This window comes from Actinokineospora sp. (genome assembly GCF_052390155.1).
Taxonomy (GTDB): Bacteria; Actinomycetota; Actinomycetes; order Mycobacteriales; family Pseudonocardiaceae; genus Actinokineospora.
The window spans coordinates 54,136-73,382 of the sequence record NZ_JBQTHF010000051.1 but is presented as its reverse complement, the minus strand read 5'-3'; the positions used below and the strand labels follow the sequence as shown (position 1 = coordinate 73,382).

Genomic DNA, 19,247 nt, shown 5'->3' with positions numbered 1-19,247 from the left:
CGGTCAGGACGAGAGGTGCCTCACTTGCCGGGCGCGGGCCTGATCGAGGTCGCGGCGGGCGGCGGTGATCTCCGGTCGGTGCGCCGCCTCGGGTACGCCGACCTCCCACCAGGCGCCCGCCTCGGTCCACGCGGACGGGTGGGTGCGGATGACCACGACGGCAGGCCTGCGCTCCCCGACCGCCACCTCGCGCGCCTTGCGGTAGGCGTCGGCGAGTTCGCCGAGGGTGTCCACACCGAACACCGCGCAGCCCAGGGCGGCGGCGTGCGCGGCGAAGTCGACGCGCGGCGGGTCGGCGTGCGTGGTGGCGCAGTCGGCGTAGAGGTTGTTGAAGCCCGCGCCGCCCTGGCCGCGCTGGAGCCGGTCGATGACCGCGTAGCCGTCGTTGTCGCAGACCACGGCGACGAAACCGTGCCCGGCGAACGCGGCGGAGAACAGCTCGGAGTTGAGCATCAGGTAGGAGCCGTCGCCGAGCAGGGTGGTGACCACGCCCCGGTCGCGCGCGATGGCCGCGCCCCAGGCACCGGCCAGTTCGTAGCCCATGCAGGAGAAGCCGTACTCGACGTCCATGCTCACCTCGCCGGACCCGCGCCAGCCGCCGATCAGCTCGCCCGGCAGGCCGCCCGCCGCGGTGACGACGTAGTCATCGGGTCCACTGTGGTCATTGACCACCCCGACGACCTGAGCGTATGTCGGCAATCCGACCCCCGGGGCACGCAGTATGTCGATGCGACTGTCCCATGTGGACCGTTCGATCGCCGCCCTGGCGGCCCACGGCTCTGGCGCGCGCCAGCCTGCGAGCAGGTCGCCGAGTTCGCGCAGGGTCTCGTCGGCGTCGGCGACCACGGCGAGCGCACCGTGCTTGACCGCGTCGAAGGCCGCGGCGTTGACGCTGACCATCCGCACGTCCGGGGCGAACACCGACCAGGACGCGGTGGTGAAGTCCTGTAGCCGGGTGCCGACGGCGAGCACGAGGTCGGCGGCGCCCGCCAGCGTGTTGGCCGACGCCGACCCGGTGACGCCGAGCGGGCCCGCGTAGAGCGGGTGGTCGTGCCGAATCAGGGTGCGCCCGGCGGTGGTCTCGGTGATCGGGATGCCGCACGCCTCGGCGAACTCCCGCGCGGTGCCCGCCGCCCCGGAGTAGCGGACGCCGCCGCCGAGCACGAGCAGCGGCCGGGCCGACCCGCGCACGGCGTCTGCCGCGTCGGCCAGCGCGCGCCGGTCGGGGCGGGCGCGGCGCGGCCGGTGTACTACCGGCGCGAACAGGGCGTCGGGGAAATCGAAGACCTCGCCCTGCACGTCCTGGGGCAGGGCCAGGGTCACCGGCCCGCAGTCGGCGGGGTCGGTGAGCACGCGGGCGACCTGCGGCAGCGTGGCGATGATCTGCTCGGGCCGGGTGATCCGGTCGAAGTACCGGCTGACCGCGCGGAACGCGTCGTTCACCGTGGCCGTCGCGTCACCGAAATGCTCGACCTGCTGGAGCACGGGATCGGGCGCGCGGCTGACGAACGTGTCGCCGGGCAGCAGCAGCAGTGGCAGCCGGTTGGCGTGCGCGACGCCTGCCGCGGTGACCATGTTCAGCGCGCCGGGCCCGATGGACGAGGTCGCGATGCCTACCTGTCGACGGTGCGTCGCCTTGGCCAACCCGATGGCGGCGAGCGCCATGCCCTGCTCGTTGTGCCCGCGCCACACCGGGATCTCCGCGCGCCGCTCCTCCAGCGCGACGCCGAGGCCGAGCACGTTGCCGTGGCCGAAGATGGCGAACACACCGGGGAACAGCGGCGCCTCGGTGCCGTCGAGCAGTTCGGTGCGCTGGGCGAGCAGCCACCGGACGAGCGCCTGCGCGGTGGTCAGTCTCACCGGGTCTCCCTCACTCGGCCGCGCGCGTCGGTGACCGGGCAGCGCGGGTCGGTCGGGGTGTGTGCCCAGGTGTCGCGGATCCACGAGTGCGCGGGGTCGTCGCAGAAGGCCATCGAGCGGTCGGCGGCGGGGCCCGCCAGGACGTTCAGGTAGTACATCGGGTAGCCGGGGGCGGCCACGCACGGGCCGTGGAATCCGCGTGGGATAAGGAAAACATCGCCATCGCGGACGGCCACGTCTTCGTCGATGGTTCCGTCGGCGGTGTAGGTGCGGTGCAGACCGAAGCCCGCGCGGGAGTGCGTGACGCCGTCGCGGCCCGCGATGCGGAAGTAGTAGACCTCCTCGTTGACCACCTCGCACTCGGTCGCCTCGTCGTGCTTGTGCGGCGGGTAGGACGACCAGTTGCCGTCCGGGGTGATCAGCTCACAGGCGTTGAGCTTGTCGGCGTGGTCCCACACGCCGGGCACGCCGAAGTTGGTCACCTGCCGGGTGGCGTTGCCCGCTCCGCGCACCTCGACGGGCACGGCCTCGGCAGGCCCGTACCTCGGCGCGAGCCGACGCGTACACCGGGCCATCGGGAGGGCGATCTCGCAACCATCCACACTGGACAGTGTCACATCGGCATCGCGCGGTACATAAGCGAAATCGGTTACCCGGCTGAACACCGAGTCGCGCCCGGTCAACTCGAACCGCTCACCGTCGACCTCGATCGCGCAGCCGCCCGCGAGCGGCAGCACGAACGCCTCGAACTCGCCCGTGGCCACGGTCCGCCGCTCGCCGGGCGCCAAGCGCAGTACTCGAAGTCCCGTATACGCCCACCCGGCCGCTTCGGGGGTGAGCCGGATCGGGTCGACGCCGTCGGCGAGTGTCCCGTGTGGACGGTGCAGGCTCATGCCGGAACTCCGGTGCGCAGCAGCTCGGCGGCCGCCGTGACGGCGCCCGCGACATCGCCGTCCGGCGGGTAGAGCAGCGACCGGCCCACGACCAGGCCGCGTACGACGGGGTGGGTCAGCGCACGGCGCCAGGACGCCAGGTCCTCGGCCGGTCGGCCGGTCGGCGCGCCGCCGAGGATCACCACCGGGAGCGTGGTGCCGTCCAGCACCTCGTGCGGAACGGCGGGCAGCTTGAGCCAGGTGTGCGCGGAGGTGGCGCCGAGTCCGGCGGCCACACCGACCGCCCTGGCGAGCGCGGGCGCGTCGGTCTGCAACGCCAGCGAGCCGCCGATGCGCTGGTACGGCAGGGGTTCGACCATCGCCACGACTCCGCGGGCCGCCAGGTCGGACACCGCCCGCGCGCAGGACTCCAGCGTCGACGCGGTCCCGGTGTCGGCGTCGACCAGGCGCAGCAGCATCTTCCCGCCGTCCAGCCCGTTGTCCACAATGGACTGTGCGTTGTAGGCGGTGAACCGATCGTCGATCTCCCAGTCGGCGCCCGCGAGGCCGCCCCGGTTCATCGACCCGATGACGACCTTGCCGTGCAGGGCGTCGAGCAGCAGCAGTTCCTCGACCACATCCGGCGTGGCGAGCAGTCCGTCCACCGCCGGATTCGCCAGCGCCACAAGCAGTCGGTCGAGCAGGGAACGCCGGTTGACCATGGCCATCGGGTCGTCGCCGATCGCGAGCGCGCCGCGCGCCGGGTGGTCGGCCGCGACCAGGAACAGCGTGTCGTGCGCGGACAGCAGCCCGGCCCGTCCGCGGCGGGACCGGTAGGCATCGCGGATCGCGGCAGGGTCGGTCGCCCTGGTGCGCAACAGGTCTCGCCACTGGGCGTCGGTGATCACAGCAACTCCTCGATCTCGGCCGGACCGGGCATCGCGTCCGCGCAGGCCAGCCGACCCGCGACGAGCGCGCCCGCCGCGTTGGCGTACGCGCCGAGCCGCGCCGGGTCCCAGCCCGCGAGCAGGCCGTGCGCCAGCGCGCCGCCGAACGCGTCGCCCGCGCCGAGTCCGCAGACCACGTCGATCCGGTGCGGCGGCACGGTCCACGAGCCGTCCGGGGTGGCCACGAGCACGCCGTCGGCGCCCTTCTTCACCACCACCAACGACAATCCGCGCGCCAGCAGCCGCTTCGCGGCCTCGTCCGGGTCGGCGGTGCCGACCGCGACCTCGACCTCCGCGCGGTTGCCGACAGCCACGGTGACGTGGTCGAGTAGCCACCCGATCTCGCGCCGCGCGGTCTCGACGTCCGGCCAGAACATCGGCCGGTAGTCCAGATCAAGCACGGTATGCGCCGCGCGGGCCCGGTGTTCCAGCATCTTGCGCTGGGTGGCGCGGGCCGGTTCGGCGGACACACCGGTCCCGGTGACCCACAGCAGCGGCACGTCGCGGACCACGTCCCACGGCACGTCGGGCTCGGACAGCGTGAGGTCCGGCGCGATCGGCAGCCGGTAGAACAGCAGCGGCGGGTCGGCGGGCGGGTCGAGCGCGCAGAACACCACCGGGGTCAGCAGATTCGGCGCTGTACCAACGAATTCGGCCGACACGCCGAACTCGGTCAACGCCGAGCGCACGTAGTCGCCGAACGGGTCGAGGCCCACTTTGGTGAGCACCGCGCTGGCCCGGCCGAGCCGCGCGGCGGCGACCGCGACATTGGTCGCGGTGCCGCCGAGCGACTTGGCGAACGTGCGCACCCGCGCCAGCGGCACGCCCGACTGCTCCGGGTAGAGATCGACACCCACCCGGCCGACAGTGAGAATGTCGGGCGTCAAGTGGCGACCCCGCGCAACTCGTGGGCCAGTGTCTCCAGTTCGGCGCCGCCCGCCATCTGCCTGGTCAACTCGTCGAGGGCGATCTCGGACTTCTCGTAGTTCCCCAGCGGGGCACCGCGTTTGAGCAGCAAGAACCGGTCGCCCACCGGGTAGGCGTGGTGCGGGTTGTGCGTGATCAGCACGACGCCGAGCCCGCGATCGCGGGCCTGCGCGACGTACTTGAGCACCACCCCGGCCTGCTTGACGCCCAACGCGGCCGTCGGCTCGTCCAGGATCAGCACCTTCGCTCCGAAGTGGACAGCCCGCGCGATCGCCACGCACTGCCGCTCACCGCCGGACAACGTGCCCACCGGCTGCTCCACGTCGCGCAGGTCGATGCCCATCTCGGCGAGCGCGTCCCGGGTGACCTGCCTGCCCTTGCGCCGGTCGAGCATCCGCACCGGCCCCCACCCGAAGGTGGGCTCGGAGCCCAGGAAGAAGTTGCGCCACACGCTCATCAGCGGCACCACCGCGAGATCCTGGTACACCGTGGCGATTCCCCGGTCCAGTGCCTCGCGCGGCGAGCCGAAGCTCACCGGCCTGCCGTCCACCAGGAACTCGCCCGTGTCGTGCTGGTGCACCCCGGCGAGGATCTTGATCAGCGTGGACTTGCCCGCGCCGTTGTCGCCGAGCACGCAGGTGACCTCGCCCGCATTGACCACAGTGGACACATCGCGCAGCGCGATGACGCTGCCGTAGGTCTTGCCGATCCCGTTGACCGCAAGCAGGGCACTCATCGCCGAACCCTTTCCGCGCGTCGCCGCAGGGTGTTGTTGACCAGCACGGCCGCCAACAGCATCGCGCCGAGGAACAACTGAAACCAGTCGCTGTCCCAGCGGGCGTATACGATGCCCTGGCGCGCCATGCCGAAGATCAGCGCACCGATCGCGGCGCCGATGGCCGAACCGAAGCCGCCGGTGAGCAGGCACCCGCCGATGACCGCCGCGATGATGAACTGGAACTCCAGGCCGATCCCCTGGTTCGCCTGCACGCTGGCGAACCGCAGGATGTTGATCGAGCCGACCAGCCAGCCAGCGAACGCCGTGGTCATGAACAGCAGGATCTTGGTGCGCTGCACCGGAACCCCGACCGCGCGGGCGCTGGCCGCCGAACCGCCGACCGCGAAGATCCAGTTGCCGAACCGGGTGCGCACCAGCACGAACGAGGCGACCGCCGCGAACAGCACCCACCACAGGATCGAGAGCCGGAACTCCACGCCCGCGATCGGGATCGTGGACGCGAACAGATACCCGGCGCTCTCGTACCCGTCGGTGGCGCGCATCCCCGACACCTGCACGGTGTCGGTGACCAGCCGCGTGACACCCAGGTTGAGTCCTTGCAGGGCAAGGAAAGTACCGAGGGTGACGATGAAACTCGGCAGCCCGGTGCGGACCACGAGCCAGCCGTTGAGCGCACCGACCGCCAGCGCGAACACCAGGGCGGCGAGCAGCGCGGCCCAGACGTTCCAGCCCGCCTTGGTGGCCAGCATCGCGGTGACCAGCGCGGTGGACGCGGTCATGACGCCCGCGGAGAGGTCGAACTCCCCGCCGATCATCAGCAGCGCCACCGCGACCGCCATGATGCCCAGCGTGGACGCGTCGTCGAGCCAGGTGGCCGCCCCACCCACAGTGAGGAACTGCTCGGTGACCACCGAGAAGAACACGAACACCAGCACCGCGCCGAGCAGGGCGCCGATCTCCGGACGCACGATGAGCCGGTCGAACACGTTCGGTGTGGACACCCGCTCGTCGGGCGGCGCCTTGGCTGCCAAGGTCATCGAGTCCTCCGGCGGGTCAGCGGGTGCCGCGCTCGGCGTACTTGGCCACGGTGTCCACATTGGACTTGTCGACGAACCCGGGGCCGGTGAGCACGGGGCTGCCGCCACCAACGGTGTTGGCGTTGTCCACGTACAGCTTGATCATCACGATCGGCAGGTAGCCCTGCTCGTACTGCTGCTGGTCGACCGCGAACAGCACCTCGCCGGCCTTGATCGCGGTGACCACGTCGGGGTTGAGGTCGAAGGTGGCGACCTGCGCCTTGGAGTTCGCGCCCTTGGCCGCGCTCGCCGCGTTCACCGCGACCTGCGGGTTGAGCGAGAGCACCGCGTCGATCGAGGCGTCGGCCTGCAGCGCGCCCTTGATCCGCGACTCGATGTCGGTGGGGTTGTTGATGTCCACCTGGAGGGTCTGCACATCGCCGAAGCCGCGCTTGGCGCCGTCACAGCGCTGGGTGAGGCCGATGTTGCCCGCCTCGTGGATGACGCAGAGCAGCTTGGTCTTGCCCGCCTGCTTGAGCTTCGCCCCGGCCTGCTCGCCCGCGATGGCCTCCTCCTGGCCCACGTGCGCGAGCGCGCCGAACTCCTTGCTCTGCTCGGAGCCGGAGTTGATGGTGATCACCGGGATGCCCGCCTTGATCGCGTTCTCGATCGAGGTCTTGAGCGCGTCCGGGTTGGACATCGACACGACCAGGCCGCTGACCTTCTGCGACACCGCGTTGTCGATCAGCTTGGCCTGCGCGCCCGCGTCGCCGTCGGAGTTGTAGTCGACGGTGACGCCGAGCTGCTTGCCAGCGTCGCTCGCGCCGTTCTTGACCACGTTCCAGAACGCGTCACCCGCGCTGCCGTGGGTGATCACCGCGATCCGCAGCGAACTGCCGCCACCCGAGGGGGTGTTGGCCTGGCTGCCCGAGTTCGACGGCGTGTCGGACGCGGGCCCGCTGCACGCGGCCAGCACCAGCGCCGCACTCGCGGCGATGGCACCTAACGCGAAGCGGCGGGTGCGGGATGACTGGTTGGCCGGCATTGTCTTTCCTCCGCAGGGGATGTGGGTCACCGGGCGGTGCGCCCGCTGATGATCGAGTCGAGGTGACGCAGGCTACGCGCGGTGTCCAGGGCGGGTCGCGCGTCGTCGGTCGCGCCCGCGACCAGGCACGTGTCCTGTTCGAGGACGTACCAGCCCGCGTAGCCCGCCTGCCGCAGAAAGCCCACCAGGGCGGCGATGTCGACGTCGCCGTCGCCGAGCGGGACGTAGATGCCCTGGCCGACGGCGGCGGCGTAGCCGATCTCGCCCGCGCGCACCCGGGCGGCGACCGCGGCGCGGACGTCCTTGAGGTGCACGTGGCCGATCCGGTCGGCGAACCGCTCGGCCAGCGCCACCGGGTCGGCGCCGCCGATGAGCAGGTGGCCGGTGTCCAGGCACAGGTCGAGATCGGCGTCGGCGACGAACCGCTCGACCTCGGCGGCGGTCTCCACGTGCGTGCCGACGTGCGGATGCAACACGGTCCGCAGGCCGTGCCGGGCGGCGGTGTCGCGCACGACCTCGGCCGTGCACACCAGCGTGCGCCACTCGTCGTCGGTGAGGCTCGGGCGCGCGTCGTAGCCGTCGAGGCCGGTGGCGGCGGCGAGCACCAGCACCTCGGCCCCGGCCTCGGCGAGCACCCGCGCCACCCGATCCGCTTCGTCCACAGTGGACAATCGGCGGGCACGGTCGTGCAGCACGACCGCGAGGAAACCGCCGACCAGGCGCAAGCCGTGCGCGTCGAGCAGGGCGCGCGGGTGGTCCGACAGGTAACCGGGCGGGCCGAGTTCGGTGGCACGCAAGCCAAGCGCGGCCATCTCGGCCAACACCGTCGCCGGGTCCAGGACGCGGCCCCAGCCGGGAACCTCGCACACGCCCCACGAGATCGGCGCCGCCGCGATCTTCACCGGGCCACCTCCAGCATCGACACGGGCGCCCCGGTGCGCCGCGATTGGTCGCAGGCCACCGCGAGCCGCAGGCTCACCAGGCTGTCGCGCACGGGCGACGGGTTGTCGGCCCGCCCCGCGACCACCTCGGTGAACACCACCATCTCGTTGCGGTAGGCCGCACGGAACCGTTCCACGAACCCGGGATGGGCGTCCGGGCCGACCCGGCTGCCGTCCGGTTCCAGCGAGGTCAGCGGCGTGCGCGGGTCGAGCCCGGCGGCCAGCGAATCGCGGCTGCCCAGCACCTCCACGCGGTGGTCGTAGCCGAGCGGGTTGTGCCTGCCGCCGGTCAGCAGGGCGTGCGCGCCGCCCGCGAAGCGCAGCACCACGACGGCGTTGTCCACGTCGTCGGCGTCGGCGAACGCCTGGTCGACCAGCACCGAGCCGGACGCGAACACCTGGACCACCGGCTCGCCGACCAGCCACGGGACCGCGTCGAGGTCGTGGATGAGCAGGTCGCGGAAGATGCCGCCGGAGCTGGGCAGGTAGCCGAAGTCGGGCGGCTCGGCGTCGTTTCCGGTGGCGCGGACCTGGTAGATCGTGCCGACCTCGCCCGCGCGGATCCGGCGGTGCAGCTCCACGATCGCCGGGTCGAACCGGCGCTGGAAGCCGACCAGCACGGGCACGCCGGACGCCTCGACGTCGGCGACCAGCACCGCCATCTCGGCGACCTCGCGCGCGATCGGCTTCTCGCACAGCGTCGGCACGCCAGCGCCGACCGCGCGGCGCAGCAGCTCGGGGTGGGTGTCGGTCGGGGTGGCCAGCAGGACGCCCGCACTCCCCGCGAGCAGCTCGTCGAGCGTGTCGACGTGCGCCGCGCCCAACTCGCGGGCCACCGCCGCCGCGCGCCCGGGCAGCGGGTCGTAGAGCAGCACCTGGTCGACCTGGTCGAGCGAGCCGAGCGTGCGGGCATGCATCGCCCCGATCCGCCCGACCCCGGCGACGCCGATCCGCATCCGGGTTCTCCGTCCATTCGGGCTGTTAGAGTTAGAGCGCTCTAGAGTTGGAGCGCTCCAATGTTGGAACCGGGTTACCTCGGTGTCAAGAGGAGATTGCCGATGCCTCGTCCCACGATGGAGGACGTCGCGGCCCGGGCGGGGGTGTCCCGCGCGCTGGTTTCCCTGGTCATGCGTGGTTCGCCGAAGGTGAGCAGCCATCGGCGGGCGGCCGTGCTGGCCGCGGCGGCGGAACTCGGCTACTCCCCGCACGCCATGGCGCGCTCGCTGGCCAGCCGCACGTCGAGCGTGCTCGGGGTGATGGTGTCCGACCTGCACAACGCGTTCTGGGCCGAGGTGGTCGACGGTCTCGACGCCTACGCCCGCGACCAGGGCTTCGAGCTGATCATCAACACCGGCGGTCGCCGGGCCGTGCGCGAACGCCAGGCGATGAGCAGCCTGTTGTCCTTCCGGCCTGCGGGCGTCGCGCTGCTCGGACCGGTGGTGCCCGCGTCGGCGATCGCGGCCGCCGCCGCGCAGGCGCCGGTCGTGTTGGTGTCCAAGGCATCCCGACTCTCCACTGTGGACACTGTGAACGACGACGGCCGGGTGGGTGCCGCCCTCGCCGTCGACCATCTGGTGGAACTGGGCCACGAACGGATAGCCCACCTCGACGGCGGCGACGGCTCGCAGTCCGCCGTCCGCCGCAAGGGCTACATCGACGCGATGCGGCGGCACGGCCTGACCCCGCGTGTGGTGGCCAGCGAGTACACCGACACCGCGGGCGACCTCGCGGTGCGCGAACTGCTCGGCGACCTGCCGACCGCGATCGTGGCGGCCAACGACTTCAACGCGGTCGGCGCCATCTCCGCACTGGAGGAGGCGGGCCTGCGCGTCCCGGACGACGTGTCCGTCGTGGGCTACGACAACACCTCGCTCGCCGCCCTGCGGCACGTCTCACTGACCACCGTGGACCAACCCCGGATGAAGATGGGCACGCTCGCCGCCGAGGCACTGCTGCAACGCGTGCGCGGGGAGCGGACGAACCCCGTCCGCCACCTCCTGCACCCGTCCCTCGTCGTCCGCCGAACGACCGCCACCCGACTCTTGCCTTAACGATTAACGTTGTTTATGTTTATCGATAACATCGTTGATCGATAGCCCAGGAGGCGTCATGACGAAGGTCCGAGACCCGCTGCAACCCGCGGAGACCTTGGTCCACATCGTGGCCGCCCTGGTCGCCGCCCTGACCGTGCTGACCCTCGTCGCGACGATCTTCGGCTCCGGCTCCCTGTTCGGCATCGGCGACCGAACAGTCTGCGTGGAGGCAACCAGCGGAGCAGTTCGGGTGCCACAGGCGGATGGCGACGTCGTGGCGGGTGCGGGCGACGACATCACCTCGTCGACCCGAACCGCGGCCCTGTGCACCGACTCCCCGAGCGCGGGTCAGCAGATCCTGCACATCCTCGCGCTGCTGCCGTCGTTCCTGGTGCTCATCGGAACACTTGCCCTGGCGGTCCGGCTGTTCCGCACCATGCGCCGGAACGGGATCTTCGCCCGGCACACGGCCGTTCGGCTGCGGACCCTCGGCTGGTTCGTCCTGGCAGGCGAGGTCGCGGCCACGCTGACGGAGTCGACGGCGCAGGTCTGGCTGATCGACACCATGGTCGACACCTCGGTCTCGTGGTCCGCGGTGCTCTTCAACGAAGGAGACTTGTCGCTGCTGGCGCTGTTCCTCGGCGTCGTGCTCATCTCGTTCTCCCGGATCATGCGGGTCAGCACCGCGATGCGCGAAGAGCTCGCCGGAACCGTGTGATGGCACCGGATGATCTGGATGAACCGGAGCCGCACGCCATCGAGACCACCCTCGACCGGCTGCTGGCCGACCGCGGCATGACGCTCACCGAGCTGGCGCACCGGGTCGGAGTGTCCATTGTGAACTTGTCGATCCTGAAGAACGGGCGGGCCAGGGCAATCCGGTTCAGCACCCTCAGCAAGCTGTGCGACGTGCTCGACTGCCAACCCGGCGACCTGCTCAGCCACCGCCGGACCTGACGCTCAGTCGTCGTGACCGGCGCGACGGCCGCGCTTGGTCTCCGCGCGCCGCTTCTTGGCGGTGAGTCGACGTTCCCGCGCGCCCCGCGACGGCTTGGTCGGCCTGCGGACGGGCGGCGGCGGCGCCGCGGCCTGGCGGAGCAGCGCGGCCAGCCGATCCCGCGCGGCCTGGCGATTTGCCAGTTGAGCCCGGTATTCGCTGGCAGCGATGGTGACTACGCCGTCGATCAGGCGATTCGCCAGCCGGGCGAGCATGCGGGTGCGCAGGTGCTCGGGCACCGACGGCGACTGGGCCACGTCGAAGGACAGCTCGACGCGGCTGTCGGCGGTGTTGACGCCCTGGCCGCCGGGACCGGACGACCGAGAGAACCGCTCACGCAGCTCGGCCGCCGGGATCACCAGCGCTGTGGACACCACCAACTCATCGGGCACCCGGAAAGCATGCCGCAGCGGCCGGTCATCCCACCAACGAGAATCCGGGCAGCGTGGCGATGGCGACGAGGACGTCGGTCGGCACGATCTGGTCCGTCCGCCACTGCGGACCGGTGCCCGAGGTCTCCGTCACCGTGACCGTGGTGCCGTCGGCACGTGCGGCTGTCACCACGACGCTCAGCGGAGACGCCGGGCTCCCGCCGAGCGGCTCATCGACGTTGACCCGGATCGTGCCGCCGTCGGGCAGCTCCTGCCGTGTGCAGTTCGGCAGCGGCCTGCCGCTCGGCACCCCCGGGCAGATGATCGCATCGTCGCGCGGGGCAGTCGGGGTCACCGTGACCACCAGCGACCGCTTGCCCTGCCGGGTGACCAGGTCCGCGGTGGCCTTCCCCTTGCCGTCGAACTGGTACCACGGGCGCGCGTCGCCCTTCATGTCGGTGATCACCGGGGGCCACGCGATCGGCGCGGCCCGCAACACCTCACTGAGCCGCCCCGAGGCGGCGGCGGGCGGCTGCAGGATCTGGCTGGGCGGCGCGGTGCGGGGGCTGTCGGGAACCCCGGTCGTCGGCAGCAGCGACGGCGTGGTCGTCGTGCTGATCGACGGTGCCGCGGGTTGCAACTCGTCCGGCTGACCCAGCGCACCGCCGGTCAGCGCGGTCGCGCCGACCACGGCCGCGGCCACCGCGGCGGTGACCCCGCCGATCGCGGCCGTACGCCTGCGCCGCAGCCTGCGCCTGCCGTCGGCCAGCACCGCGTCCCGGTCGAGCCGCAACGGGGGCTCGTCGGCGAACGCCCGGCCGAGCAGGTCTTTCACGTCGTCGGTCATCGCTGGCCCTCCACGAGCACTCGGCCGCTTGCCAGCAGCTCGCGCAGGGCGGCGAGTCCCTTGGACGCCTGGCTCTTGATCGTGCCCTCGCTCTTGCCGAGGGCCTGCGCGGTCTCGGCGACCGACAGGTCCTCCCAGTAGCGCAGCACCACCACGGCCCGCTGACCGGCGGGAAGCCGCGCCAGCGCCCGCCGAACGTCCACCGCGTCGTCCACCCTCGGCGGCGGCACACCCACCTCGGGCAGCCGCTCGACCACGTTCTCCCGTCTGCGGAACGCCCGGCGCGAGTCATCGATGGCCGCGCGGACCATCACCCTGCGCGAGTAGGCGTCGATCGCGCCGTCGCGGTGCAGCCGCGGCCAGGCGACGTAGATCTTCGCGAGCGTCGTCTGCACCAGATCCTCCGCGCGGTGCCAGTCACCACCACTGAGCAGGAAGGCGGTTCGACGCATGACGACGGCCCGGCTGTCCAGGTACTCCCCGAACTCCGCGTCCCGATCCGGCATCGGCCCTCCCTCGGTCAGACCGTAATACGGCCCGACGCCGCGGAAGGTTGCCTAGTGTCCCGCTAGAACCGCGGGTGGTCGCCGCGCAGCTCGGCGCGCGGCGCGTCGGCGTCGGCGGGGCGGACGTCGCCGAGCACCCAGGCCGGGACGTGTCGGGCGGTGAGCACGGCGAGGGCGCGGTCGACGTCCTCGGGCGCGACCACGGCGACCATGCCGACACCCATGTTGAACGTGCGCTCCATCTCGTCGCGCTCCACCCGGCCGCGCTGGGCGATCATCGAGAACACCGGCTGCGGTGTCCACGTGCCGCGGTCGAGGCCCGCGTGCAGGCCGGGCGGGATCACCCTGGCCAGGTTCGCGGCGAGCCCGCCGCCGGTGATGTGCGCGTACGTGCGGACCTCGGCCTCCGCGGCCAGCGCCAGACAGTCCTTGGCGTAGATCCGGGTGGGCTCCAGCATCTCCTCGCCCAGCGTGCGGCCGAACTCCTCGACGTGCCCGGACAGCGGGATGCGGCCGATCTGCAGCAGCACGTGCCGGGCCAGCGAGTAGCCGTTGGAGTGCAGCCCGGAGGACGCCATGGCGATCAGCACGTCGCCGGGGCGCACCCGGTCCGGGCCGAGCACCTGGTCGGCCTCGACCACGCCGACGCCGGTCGCGGACAGGTCGTAGGCGCCGTCGGCCATCAGCCCGGGGTGCTCGGCGGTCTCGCCGCCCAGCAACGCGCAACCAGCCAGCACGCAGCCCTCGGAGATGCCCTTGACCAGCGCGGCGACCCGGTCGGGCAGCACCTTGCCGGTGGCGATGTAGTCCTGCAGGAACAGCGGCTCGGCGCCGCAGACGACAAGGTCGTCCACCACCATGGCGACCAGGTCGATGCCGACCGTGTCATGGATGTCCAGCGCCTGCGCGATCGCAATCTTGGTGCCGACGCCATCGGTGGAGCAGGCGAGCACCGGCTCCTTCCAGCGGTCGAGCCTGAGCTTGAACAACCCGGCGAAGCCGCCGATGCCGCCCAGCACCTCGGGCCGCTGCGCCTTGGCCGCCCACGGCTTGAGCTTCTCGACGGCCTCGTCGCCCGCCTCGATGCTCACCCCCGCGGCCGCGTAGGTGGCGCCGGGATCGGTCGTCGAAGGTTCTGCGGAGCTGGTGTCAGTCATGGCTCGAATCACAGGTCGCGGGTGGCTAGGGACACGCCCCTAGGGACGTCGAAGCGCGTCTCCGGCACCGTACCCGGCGGTGAGCACGGGTGCGGCGGAGCCCGCCACGCCCTTCTCGATTCCTTCGAGCAGGTGCTTGCCGATCAGGGCGTCGTCGGGCAGCGGGATCGGGTACTGGCCGTCGAAACAGGCCGAGCACAGCCGGGACCTGGGCTGTTCGCTGGCCGCGATGAGGGCCTCCAGCGAGACGTAGCCGAGGGTGTCGGCGCCGATCGAGCGGCGGATGCCGTCGAGATCGAGGCCGTTGGCGACCAACTCGGCGCGGGAGGCGAAGTCGATGCCGTAGAAACACGGCCACCGCACCGGCGGCGACGCGATGCGCACGTGCACTTCGAGCGCGCCCGACTCGCGCAGCATCCGTACCAGGGCGCGCTGGGTGTTGCCGCGGACCACCGAGTCGTCCACCACGACCAGCCGCTTGCCGCGGATCACGTCCTTGAGCGGGTTCAGCTTGAGTCGGATGCCGAGCTGCCGGATCGTCTGCGACGGCTGGATGAACGTGCGCCCGACATAGGCGTTCTTGACCAGCCCGGAGCCGTACGGGATGCCGCTGGCCTGCGCGTAGCCGATCGCGGCCGGGGTGCCGGACTCGGGCACCGGGATCACCAGGTCGGCCTCGGCTGGGAACTCGACGGCGAGCTTGCGGCCGATCTCCACCCTGGTCGCGTGCACCGAGCGGCCGCTGATCGTGGTGTCGGGCCGGGCCAGGTAGACGTACTCGAAGATGCAGCCCTTGGGCTCGGGCGTGGCGAACCGGGACGAGCGCAGGCCCTCGGCGTCGATGGCGATCAGCTCGCCGGGCTCGACCTCGCGGACGAACGACGCGCCGACGATGTCCAGCGCGGCGGTCTCACTGGCCACGACCCAGCCGCGCTCCAGCCTGCCCAGCACGAGCGGCCGGACGCCGTGCGGGTCGCGGGCGGCGTAGAGGGTGGACTCGTCGGAGAACACCAGGCAGTAGGCGCCGCGCACGGTCGGCAGCAGCTCCAGCGCGGCCTGCTCGATGCCGATGTCGGCGGCGTTGGCCGCGAGCAGACCGGCGAGCAGGTCGGAGTCGGTGGTGGCGCCCGTGCGGGTGACCACGCCGAGGCCCGCGGCGCGGTCGCGCAGCTCGGCGGTGTTCACCAGGTTGCCGTTGTGTCCTAGGGACAGGCCGCTGCCGGTGGCCGTGGTGCGGAACGTGGGTTGGGCGTTCTCCCAAGTGGTGGAGCCCGTGGTGGAGTAGCGGCAGTGCCCGACCGCGACGTGGCCGCGAAGCGAGGACAGCACCTGCTCGTCGAACACCTGGCTCACGAGGCCGAGATCCTTGAACACCACGATCTGGTGGCCGTCGGCCACTGAGATGCCCGCGGCTTCCTGCCCGCGGTGCTGCAATGCATACAGTCCGTAGTAGGTGAGCTTGCTCACCTCTTCGCCGGGGGCCCACACACCGAACACGCCGCATTCCTCGCGAGGTTCGTTTTCGGGCTGGTCGGCGTGGGGGTCGGGTTGAACGGGGCCAGTCGAGAACTGGTCAGTGACCACCGAGCGCTCCCTGTGGACGGGGTCAGGCAGTTACTGAAGTGTAGGTGCTCGCCGGCGCGGAACCGGCCATCCGAAGGTGTGGCGCGTCACGCCGCTACCGTGGTCGGCGTGTCCGGCCGCACCGCGTTGATCGTCGCCTTAGGGCTGCTCGCCGCCCTGGTGGCGGCGAGCCTGCTGGTGTCCATCCCGAGCCCCGCGGAGGTCCGCGCGTGGGCGTCGGCGGCGGGCTGGGCCACCCCGGTGCTGTTCCTGCTCGCCTACGCCGTCCTCACCGTCGCGCCCATTCCCCGCACGGTGTTCAGCCTCTCGGCGGGCCTGCTGCTCGGCGAGGCGGTGGGCGTCGTGGTGGCCATGGTCGCCACCGGGCTGTCCGCCGCGCTGGCGTTCGCGCTGGCCAGGACCCTGGGCAGGCGGTGGGTGGAGCGGCACCTGGAGCGGACTGTCGTGCGCGCGGTGAACGATCGGCTCAGCGGCGGCGGCACGCCCGGGGTGATCTCGCTGCGGCTGATCCCGATGATCCCGTTCGCCCCGCTGAACTACTGCTGCGGCCTGTCGGCGATCCGCTTCCGCTCTTACCTTGTCGGCACGCTGATAGGCAGCCTGCCCGGCACCGCCGCCGTGGTGATCCTGGGCGACGCCCTCACCGGCACCACCCCGCCCGCGCTGCTGGGCGTCTACGCCGCGCTGGCCGCGGCCGGTGGCGTCGGGCTCTACCTGGTGCTCCACCGCACGAGGGTCTCCTGACCCGTCAGGTCGTGTCCCGTGGATCATGGTGGTGGGATTCGTGATCCGGGTGGTTCCTGGCAAGGCGCCGCGACGTCTCTCGTACCGGGTTGTACTCGGGCGTTGCGGCTACGCAGCCAGGGGCCATCCGGGCGCGAATAGCGCCGCCGTGATCCACGGGACACGGCCTAGTCGAAGCGCAGCAGCGGCAGCAGACCCGAGAGGTCGGCGCGGCCGCCGGACGCGCTCACCCGGCCGGAGTCCACCGCGGCGGGCCAGTCGAGCCGCCCGGTCGCCAGCTCCAGCCAGGTGCGCGCGTCGGTCTCCACCACGTTCGGCGGCGTCCCCCGGGTGTGCCGGGGCCCGTCGACGCACTGCACCGCCGCGAATGGCGGCACCCGCACCTCGACCGTCCGCCCGGGCGCGACCTGCGCCAGCGTGCGCAGACTCGACCGCACCGCGGCGGCCAGCTCCGGGCGCGCGGGCTCGGCCCCGCCGTCGAGCCACGGCAGCACCGCCGACACGGCGGCGCGAACCTCGGCGGGGTCGACCCGTCTGCGACCGGCCAAGCTCAGTCCTCGCCCCGGGCCACCTCGGTGAGCACCTCGTCGACGTGGTGCACGAGGCGCCGGTTGTCGGCCGGGGAGATGGTCGTCCACAGCGTGCCGTCCGGCGACGCGCGGCGGACCTGGACGTAGCGGCCCTGCTCGGTGTCGAAGAACGACACCACCCGCTCGCCGCGCACCCGGCGGCCGAGCCGGTCGCGGGCGGCGGCGCCGAAGTTCCCGGTGCTCTGCACGTCGCCGATCATGGCGACCAGCGCGGTGGCGTCGTCGCCGCGGACACCGTGGGCGAGCAGGTTCGACTCGAAGCTCTTCTGGGTGCCGTCGGCGCTCTTGGCGGCGGCCTCGAAGTCGTCGGAGCGCAGCGTGACCGACTGGCCCGGTCCGGCCTGGGCCGAGGGCAGCACGCCGACCGCGGCCGCGGCCAGCCCGGCCGGGGACACCCGGCTCAGCGTGATCCGCTCGTCGGCGAGCACGGCGAGCGCGCCGTCCTCCTCGCCGATCGAGCAGGCCAGCACCCGCAGGCCCCCGCCTGCCCACAGCCTGCCGTCGACCTCGCGGTCGGGCCGGGCGAGCAGGGCGAACAGGTGCTCGATCTCCGGGTTCACGTCGACCTTGCGGCCGAGCCCGCGCCCGTCGAGCGCGGCCCACACCCGGTCCTCGATCTCCGCGCGCTCCTCGTAGGTCTTGCCCGGCGAGGGCACCTTGACGATCAGTGGCATCGTGCCGGGCTTGAGGTACTCCCACAGCACGTCGAATTCGAGGGTGGAGAGCGAGACCGGCTCGCTCGCCACCTCGACAGCTCCGAACGGCATCACTTCTCGGTGGTTTCCCCGATGACCGTCGGCGAGACCATGCGGTCGTCGCCGAACACGTCTTCGGTCTCCACCAGGTAGCTCGCGAGCTCGTACTCGTCGTCGTCTTCGCCCGGCGCGCCACGGCCGCCCGCGCCCGGTCCGCCGACGCCGCCGCGGCCGTTGCCGCCTGCCGCACCAGCACCCGCGCCGCGGCCGCCGAGGCTGTCGCCACCGATCGCGCCCGCACCCGCGGCGCCGCCGCGACCGAGCTGGGAGTTCTGCCGGGTGCTGTCGGCGTCGACGCCGCCCAGCCCGCCCGCACCGCCGCCGGGCAGGCCGCCCTTGGCGCCGGGCACGTTGCTGCCGCCCGCGCCGGTGCCCAGACCCGCGCCGGGCTTGGCGACCGGGCGGCTGCTCCCGCCGCCGCCCTGGCCGGTGCCGCCGCCGATGGGCAAGCCGCCGGGGCTACCCGGAACGGTCGGCAGGCCCTGGCCGGGCCCGCCTGGCCTGCCGCCGGGCGGCACGAAGGTGGAGGTGGTCGACCCGCCCGGGGGCGGGACGAAGCCCGCCGGGGCGACCGGGGTGCCCGACGATGGCGGGGGCACGAACGAGGCACCGCCCGAGCCGGACGGCGCCACGAAGCCGCCCTGGCCACCCGGGCCGACACCGGACGGGGCGAAGCCCGCGGCGGTGGTGCCCGAACCCGCGCCAGGAGCGCCGAAGTTGGCGCCGAAGGTGCCGACCGCGTACCCGGTGCCACCCGAGGGCGGCGGCGTCGAGATCACCACGTCCGGCGGCGGCACGAAGGTGCCCAGCGAGTTGCGGTTGAACTCGCTGCTGGACTCGTAGGAGACCATCGTGTCGACGGCCTTCTGCGCGGCGGACTCCGCGGCCGCCTCCTGCACCTCGTGGTCGACCGCCTGGCTCGCGACCGCCGCTGCCGGGCCCGCGTTGCCGGTGACCAGCGCCGCGCCGGCGGCGAGCATCTGCCAGCCGGACGGCGCCGGGGTGGTGACCACGACCGGCGGGGGCATCTCGGACCGCGCCCGGGAGATCATGTCGGCCTGGTACTCGGTGGACACCCGCATGCCGACCGCGCCGGTCTCGGCGTCGCCCGCCCACTGCTGCAGCGGGGTGAGCCCACCCCGCGCGCTGTCGGCGGCGCCGCCTTCCCACGTGGTCTGCAGGCTGGTGAGCTTCGCGCCGAGGTCGGCGTCGATCTGGGTCAGCTCGGACGAGAGCCCGTCCCAGTAGACGGTCTGCGGTGTCGAAGCGGCCGGGCCGGGCCCGGCGTTGATCATCGAGAAGAGCGTCGGGTGTTC

21 protein-coding genes are annotated in these 19,247 nt (G+C 72.3%); 4 read left to right on the top strand and 17 right to left on the bottom strand.

From position 1 onward, the window contains the following. Window positions 1-3: 3 nt before the first annotated feature. Genes iolD through ACT4N7_RS17715 form a run of 9 tightly spaced genes read right to left on the bottom strand, consistent with a single transcriptional unit; the run spans window position 4 to window position 9,303 of the window. Window positions 4-1,860, bottom strand: a complete 1,857-nt coding sequence (iolD, locus tag ACT4N7_RS17755) for a 3D-(3,5/4)-trihydroxycyclohexane-1,2-dione acylhydrolase (decyclizing) (RefSeq protein ID WP_444829867.1) — start codon at window positions 1,858-1,860, stop codon at window positions 4-6. Next, window positions 1,857-2,753 (bottom strand): 5-deoxy-glucuronate isomerase, encoded by an 897-nt coding sequence (iolB, locus tag ACT4N7_RS17750; RefSeq protein WP_444829866.1) that lies wholly within the window; start codon window positions 2,751-2,753, stop codon window positions 1,857-1,859. Before iolB ends, iolD begins: the two co-directional genes overlap by 4 nt. Next, entirely contained in the window at window positions 2,750-3,640 is an 891-nt protein-coding gene (locus ACT4N7_RS17745; RefSeq protein ID WP_444829865.1) for a Cgl0159 family (beta/alpha)8-fold protein, read from the bottom strand. Before ACT4N7_RS17745 ends, iolB begins: the two co-directional genes overlap by 4 nt. Then, the gene (gene iolC, locus ACT4N7_RS17740; RefSeq protein WP_444829864.1) at window positions 3,637-4,566 is read right to left on the bottom strand and encodes a 5-dehydro-2-deoxygluconokinase; all 930 of its coding nucleotides are present in this window, start codon (window positions 4,564-4,566) and stop codon (window positions 3,637-3,639) included. Before iolC ends, ACT4N7_RS17745 begins: the two co-directional genes overlap by 4 nt. Next, the gene (locus ACT4N7_RS17735) at window positions 4,563-5,342 is read right to left on the bottom strand and encodes an ATP-binding cassette domain-containing protein (protein ID WP_444829863.1); all 780 of its coding nucleotides are present in this window, start codon (window positions 5,340-5,342) and stop codon (window positions 4,563-4,565) included. The genes iolC and ACT4N7_RS17735 overlap by 4 nt, the downstream gene beginning before the upstream one ends. Next, complete coding sequence (locus ACT4N7_RS17730; RefSeq protein ID WP_444829862.1) at window positions 5,339-6,382, bottom strand: ABC transporter permease; 1,044 nt, start codon at window positions 6,380-6,382, stop codon at window positions 5,339-5,341. Before ACT4N7_RS17730 ends, ACT4N7_RS17735 begins: the two co-directional genes overlap by 4 nt. A 16-nt stretch (window positions 6,383-6,398) precedes the next feature. Then, window positions 6,399-7,406, bottom strand: coding sequence for a sugar ABC transporter substrate-binding protein (locus ACT4N7_RS17725; RefSeq protein ID WP_444829861.1), 1,008 nt, complete (start codon window positions 7,404-7,406; stop codon window positions 6,399-6,401). A 26-nt stretch (window positions 7,407-7,432) separates the two neighbouring features. After that, window positions 7,433-8,308 (bottom strand): TIM barrel protein, encoded by an 876-nt coding sequence (locus ACT4N7_RS17720; RefSeq protein ID WP_444829860.1) that lies wholly within the window; start codon window positions 8,306-8,308, stop codon window positions 7,433-7,435. After that, window positions 8,305-9,303, bottom strand: coding sequence for a Gfo/Idh/MocA family protein (locus ACT4N7_RS17715; RefSeq protein WP_444829859.1), 999 nt, complete (start codon window positions 9,301-9,303; stop codon window positions 8,305-8,307). The genes ACT4N7_RS17720 and ACT4N7_RS17715 overlap by 4 nt, the downstream gene beginning before the upstream one ends. A 102-nt stretch (window positions 9,304-9,405) precedes the next feature. Here ACT4N7_RS17715 and ACT4N7_RS17710 point away from each other — a divergent pair, with 102 nt between their 5' ends. Genes ACT4N7_RS17710 through ACT4N7_RS17700 form a run of 3 tightly spaced genes read left to right on the top strand, consistent with a single transcriptional unit; the run spans window position 9,406 to window position 11,337 of the window. Beyond that, window positions 9,406-10,398, top strand: coding sequence for a LacI family DNA-binding transcriptional regulator (locus tag ACT4N7_RS17710; RefSeq protein WP_444829858.1), 993 nt, complete (start codon window positions 9,406-9,408; stop codon window positions 10,396-10,398). Window positions 10,399-10,456: 58 nt separating this feature from the next. Beyond that, complete coding sequence (locus tag ACT4N7_RS17705; protein WP_444829857.1) at window positions 10,457-11,098, top strand: DUF2975 domain-containing protein; 642 nt, start codon at window positions 10,457-10,459, stop codon at window positions 11,096-11,098. After that, a complete protein-coding gene (locus tag ACT4N7_RS17700) occupies window positions 11,098-11,337 on the top strand; it encodes a helix-turn-helix domain-containing protein (RefSeq protein WP_444829856.1) in 240 nt (79 codons plus the stop codon). The genes ACT4N7_RS17705 and ACT4N7_RS17700 overlap by 1 nt, the downstream gene beginning before the upstream one ends. 3 nt (window positions 11,338-11,340) lie before the next feature. On the opposite strand, the gene arfB is transcribed toward ACT4N7_RS17700, so the two are convergent. The 5 genes from arfB to purF form a co-directional block, all read right to left on the bottom strand. Continuing rightward, window positions 11,341-11,769: an alternative ribosome rescue aminoacyl-tRNA hydrolase ArfB gene (gene arfB, locus ACT4N7_RS17695; RefSeq protein WP_444829855.1), complete on the bottom strand. Its 429-nt coding sequence runs from the start codon at window positions 11,767-11,769 to the stop codon at window positions 11,341-11,343. A gap of 25 nt (window positions 11,770-11,794) precedes the next feature. Next, window positions 11,795-12,595 carry a hypothetical protein gene (locus ACT4N7_RS17690; RefSeq protein WP_444829854.1) on the bottom strand — a complete coding sequence of 267 codons (801 nt, stop codon included), beginning with the start codon at window positions 12,593-12,595 and terminating at the stop codon, window positions 11,795-11,797. Next, window positions 12,592-13,101, bottom strand: a complete 510-nt coding sequence (locus ACT4N7_RS17685) for a SigE family RNA polymerase sigma factor (protein WP_444829853.1) — start codon at window positions 13,099-13,101, stop codon at window positions 12,592-12,594. The genes ACT4N7_RS17690 and ACT4N7_RS17685 overlap by 4 nt, the downstream gene beginning before the upstream one ends. Before the next feature lie 62 nt (window positions 13,102-13,163). Then, a complete protein-coding gene (gene purM, locus ACT4N7_RS17680; protein WP_444829852.1) occupies window positions 13,164-14,258 on the bottom strand; it encodes a phosphoribosylformylglycinamidine cyclo-ligase in 1,095 nt (364 codons plus the stop codon). 39 nt (window positions 14,259-14,297) lie between these two features. After that, window positions 14,298-15,842: an amidophosphoribosyltransferase gene (gene purF / locus ACT4N7_RS17675; RefSeq protein WP_444829851.1), complete on the bottom strand. Its 1,545-nt coding sequence runs from the start codon at window positions 15,840-15,842 to the stop codon at window positions 14,298-14,300. A 108-nt stretch (window positions 15,843-15,950) separates the two neighbouring features. Here purF and ACT4N7_RS17670 point away from each other — a divergent pair, with 108 nt between their 5' ends. Further along, window positions 15,951-16,586 (top strand): TVP38/TMEM64 family protein, encoded by a 636-nt coding sequence (locus ACT4N7_RS17670; RefSeq protein ID WP_444829850.1) that lies wholly within the window; start codon window positions 15,951-15,953, stop codon window positions 16,584-16,586. Window positions 16,587-16,753: 167 nt separating this feature from the next. On the opposite strand, the gene ACT4N7_RS17665 is transcribed toward ACT4N7_RS17670, so the two are convergent. From ACT4N7_RS17665 to ACT4N7_RS17655, 3 genes are read right to left on the bottom strand one after another with little or no spacing between them, the layout of a single operon-like run. After that, window positions 16,754-17,134 carry a sterol carrier family protein gene (locus tag ACT4N7_RS17665; RefSeq protein ID WP_444829849.1) on the bottom strand — a complete coding sequence of 127 codons (381 nt, stop codon included), beginning with the start codon at window positions 17,132-17,134 and terminating at the stop codon, window positions 16,754-16,756. 2 nt (window positions 17,135-17,136) lie between these two features. Continuing rightward, window positions 17,137-17,943, bottom strand: a complete 807-nt coding sequence (locus ACT4N7_RS17660; protein WP_444829848.1) for an ESX secretion-associated protein EspG — start codon at window positions 17,941-17,943, stop codon at window positions 17,137-17,139. Further along, entirely contained in the window at window positions 17,943-19,226 is a 1,284-nt protein-coding gene (locus ACT4N7_RS17655) for a PPE domain-containing protein (protein ID WP_444829847.1), read from the bottom strand. The genes ACT4N7_RS17660 and ACT4N7_RS17655 overlap by 1 nt, the downstream gene beginning before the upstream one ends. Window positions 19,227-19,247: the final 21 nt, after the last annotated feature.

Coding starts and splice junctions, on each gene's coding strand:
- iolB (WP_444829866.1), bottom strand. CDS start 2,753: ATGAGCCTGCACCGTCCACACGGGACACTCGCCGACGGCGTCGACCCG.
- ACT4N7_RS17735 (WP_444829863.1), bottom strand. CDS start 5,342: ATGAGTGCCCTGCTTGCGGTCAACGGGATCGGCAAGACCTACGGCAGC.
- ACT4N7_RS17730 (WP_444829862.1), bottom strand. CDS start 6,382: ATGACCTTGGCAGCCAAGGCGCCGCCCGACGAGCGGGTGTCCACACCG.
- ACT4N7_RS17725 (WP_444829861.1), bottom strand. CDS start 7,406: ATGCCGGCCAACCAGTCATCCCGCACCCGCCGCTTCGCGTTAGGTGCC.
- ACT4N7_RS17715 (WP_444829859.1), bottom strand. CDS start 9,303: ATGCGGATCGGCGTCGCCGGGGTCGGGCGGATCGGGGCGATGCATGCC.
- ACT4N7_RS17710 (WP_444829858.1), top strand. CDS start 9,406: ATGCCTCGTCCCACGATGGAGGACGTCGCGGCCCGGGCGGGGGTGTCC.
- ACT4N7_RS17705 (WP_444829857.1), top strand. CDS start 10,457: ATGACGAAGGTCCGAGACCCGCTGCAACCCGCGGAGACCTTGGTCCAC.
- ACT4N7_RS17700 (WP_444829856.1), top strand. CDS start 11,098: ATGGCACCGGATGATCTGGATGAACCGGAGCCGCACGCCATCGAGACC.
- ACT4N7_RS17690 (WP_444829854.1), bottom strand. CDS start 12,595: ATGACCGACGACGTGAAAGACCTGCTCGGCCGGGCGTTCGCCGACGAG.
- ACT4N7_RS17685 (WP_444829853.1), bottom strand. CDS start 13,101: ATGCCGGATCGGGACGCGGAGTTCGGGGAGTACCTGGACAGCCGGGCC.
- purM (WP_444829852.1), bottom strand. CDS start 14,258: ATGACTGACACCAGCTCCGCAGAACCTTCGACGACCGATCCCGGCGCC.
- ACT4N7_RS17660 (WP_444829848.1), bottom strand. CDS start 17,943: ATGCCGTTCGGAGCTGTCGAGGTGGCGAGCGAGCCGGTCTCGCTCTCC.
- ACT4N7_RS17655 (WP_444829847.1), bottom strand. CDS start 19,226: ATGATCAACGCCGGGCCCGGCCCGGCCGCTTCGACACCGCAGACCGTC.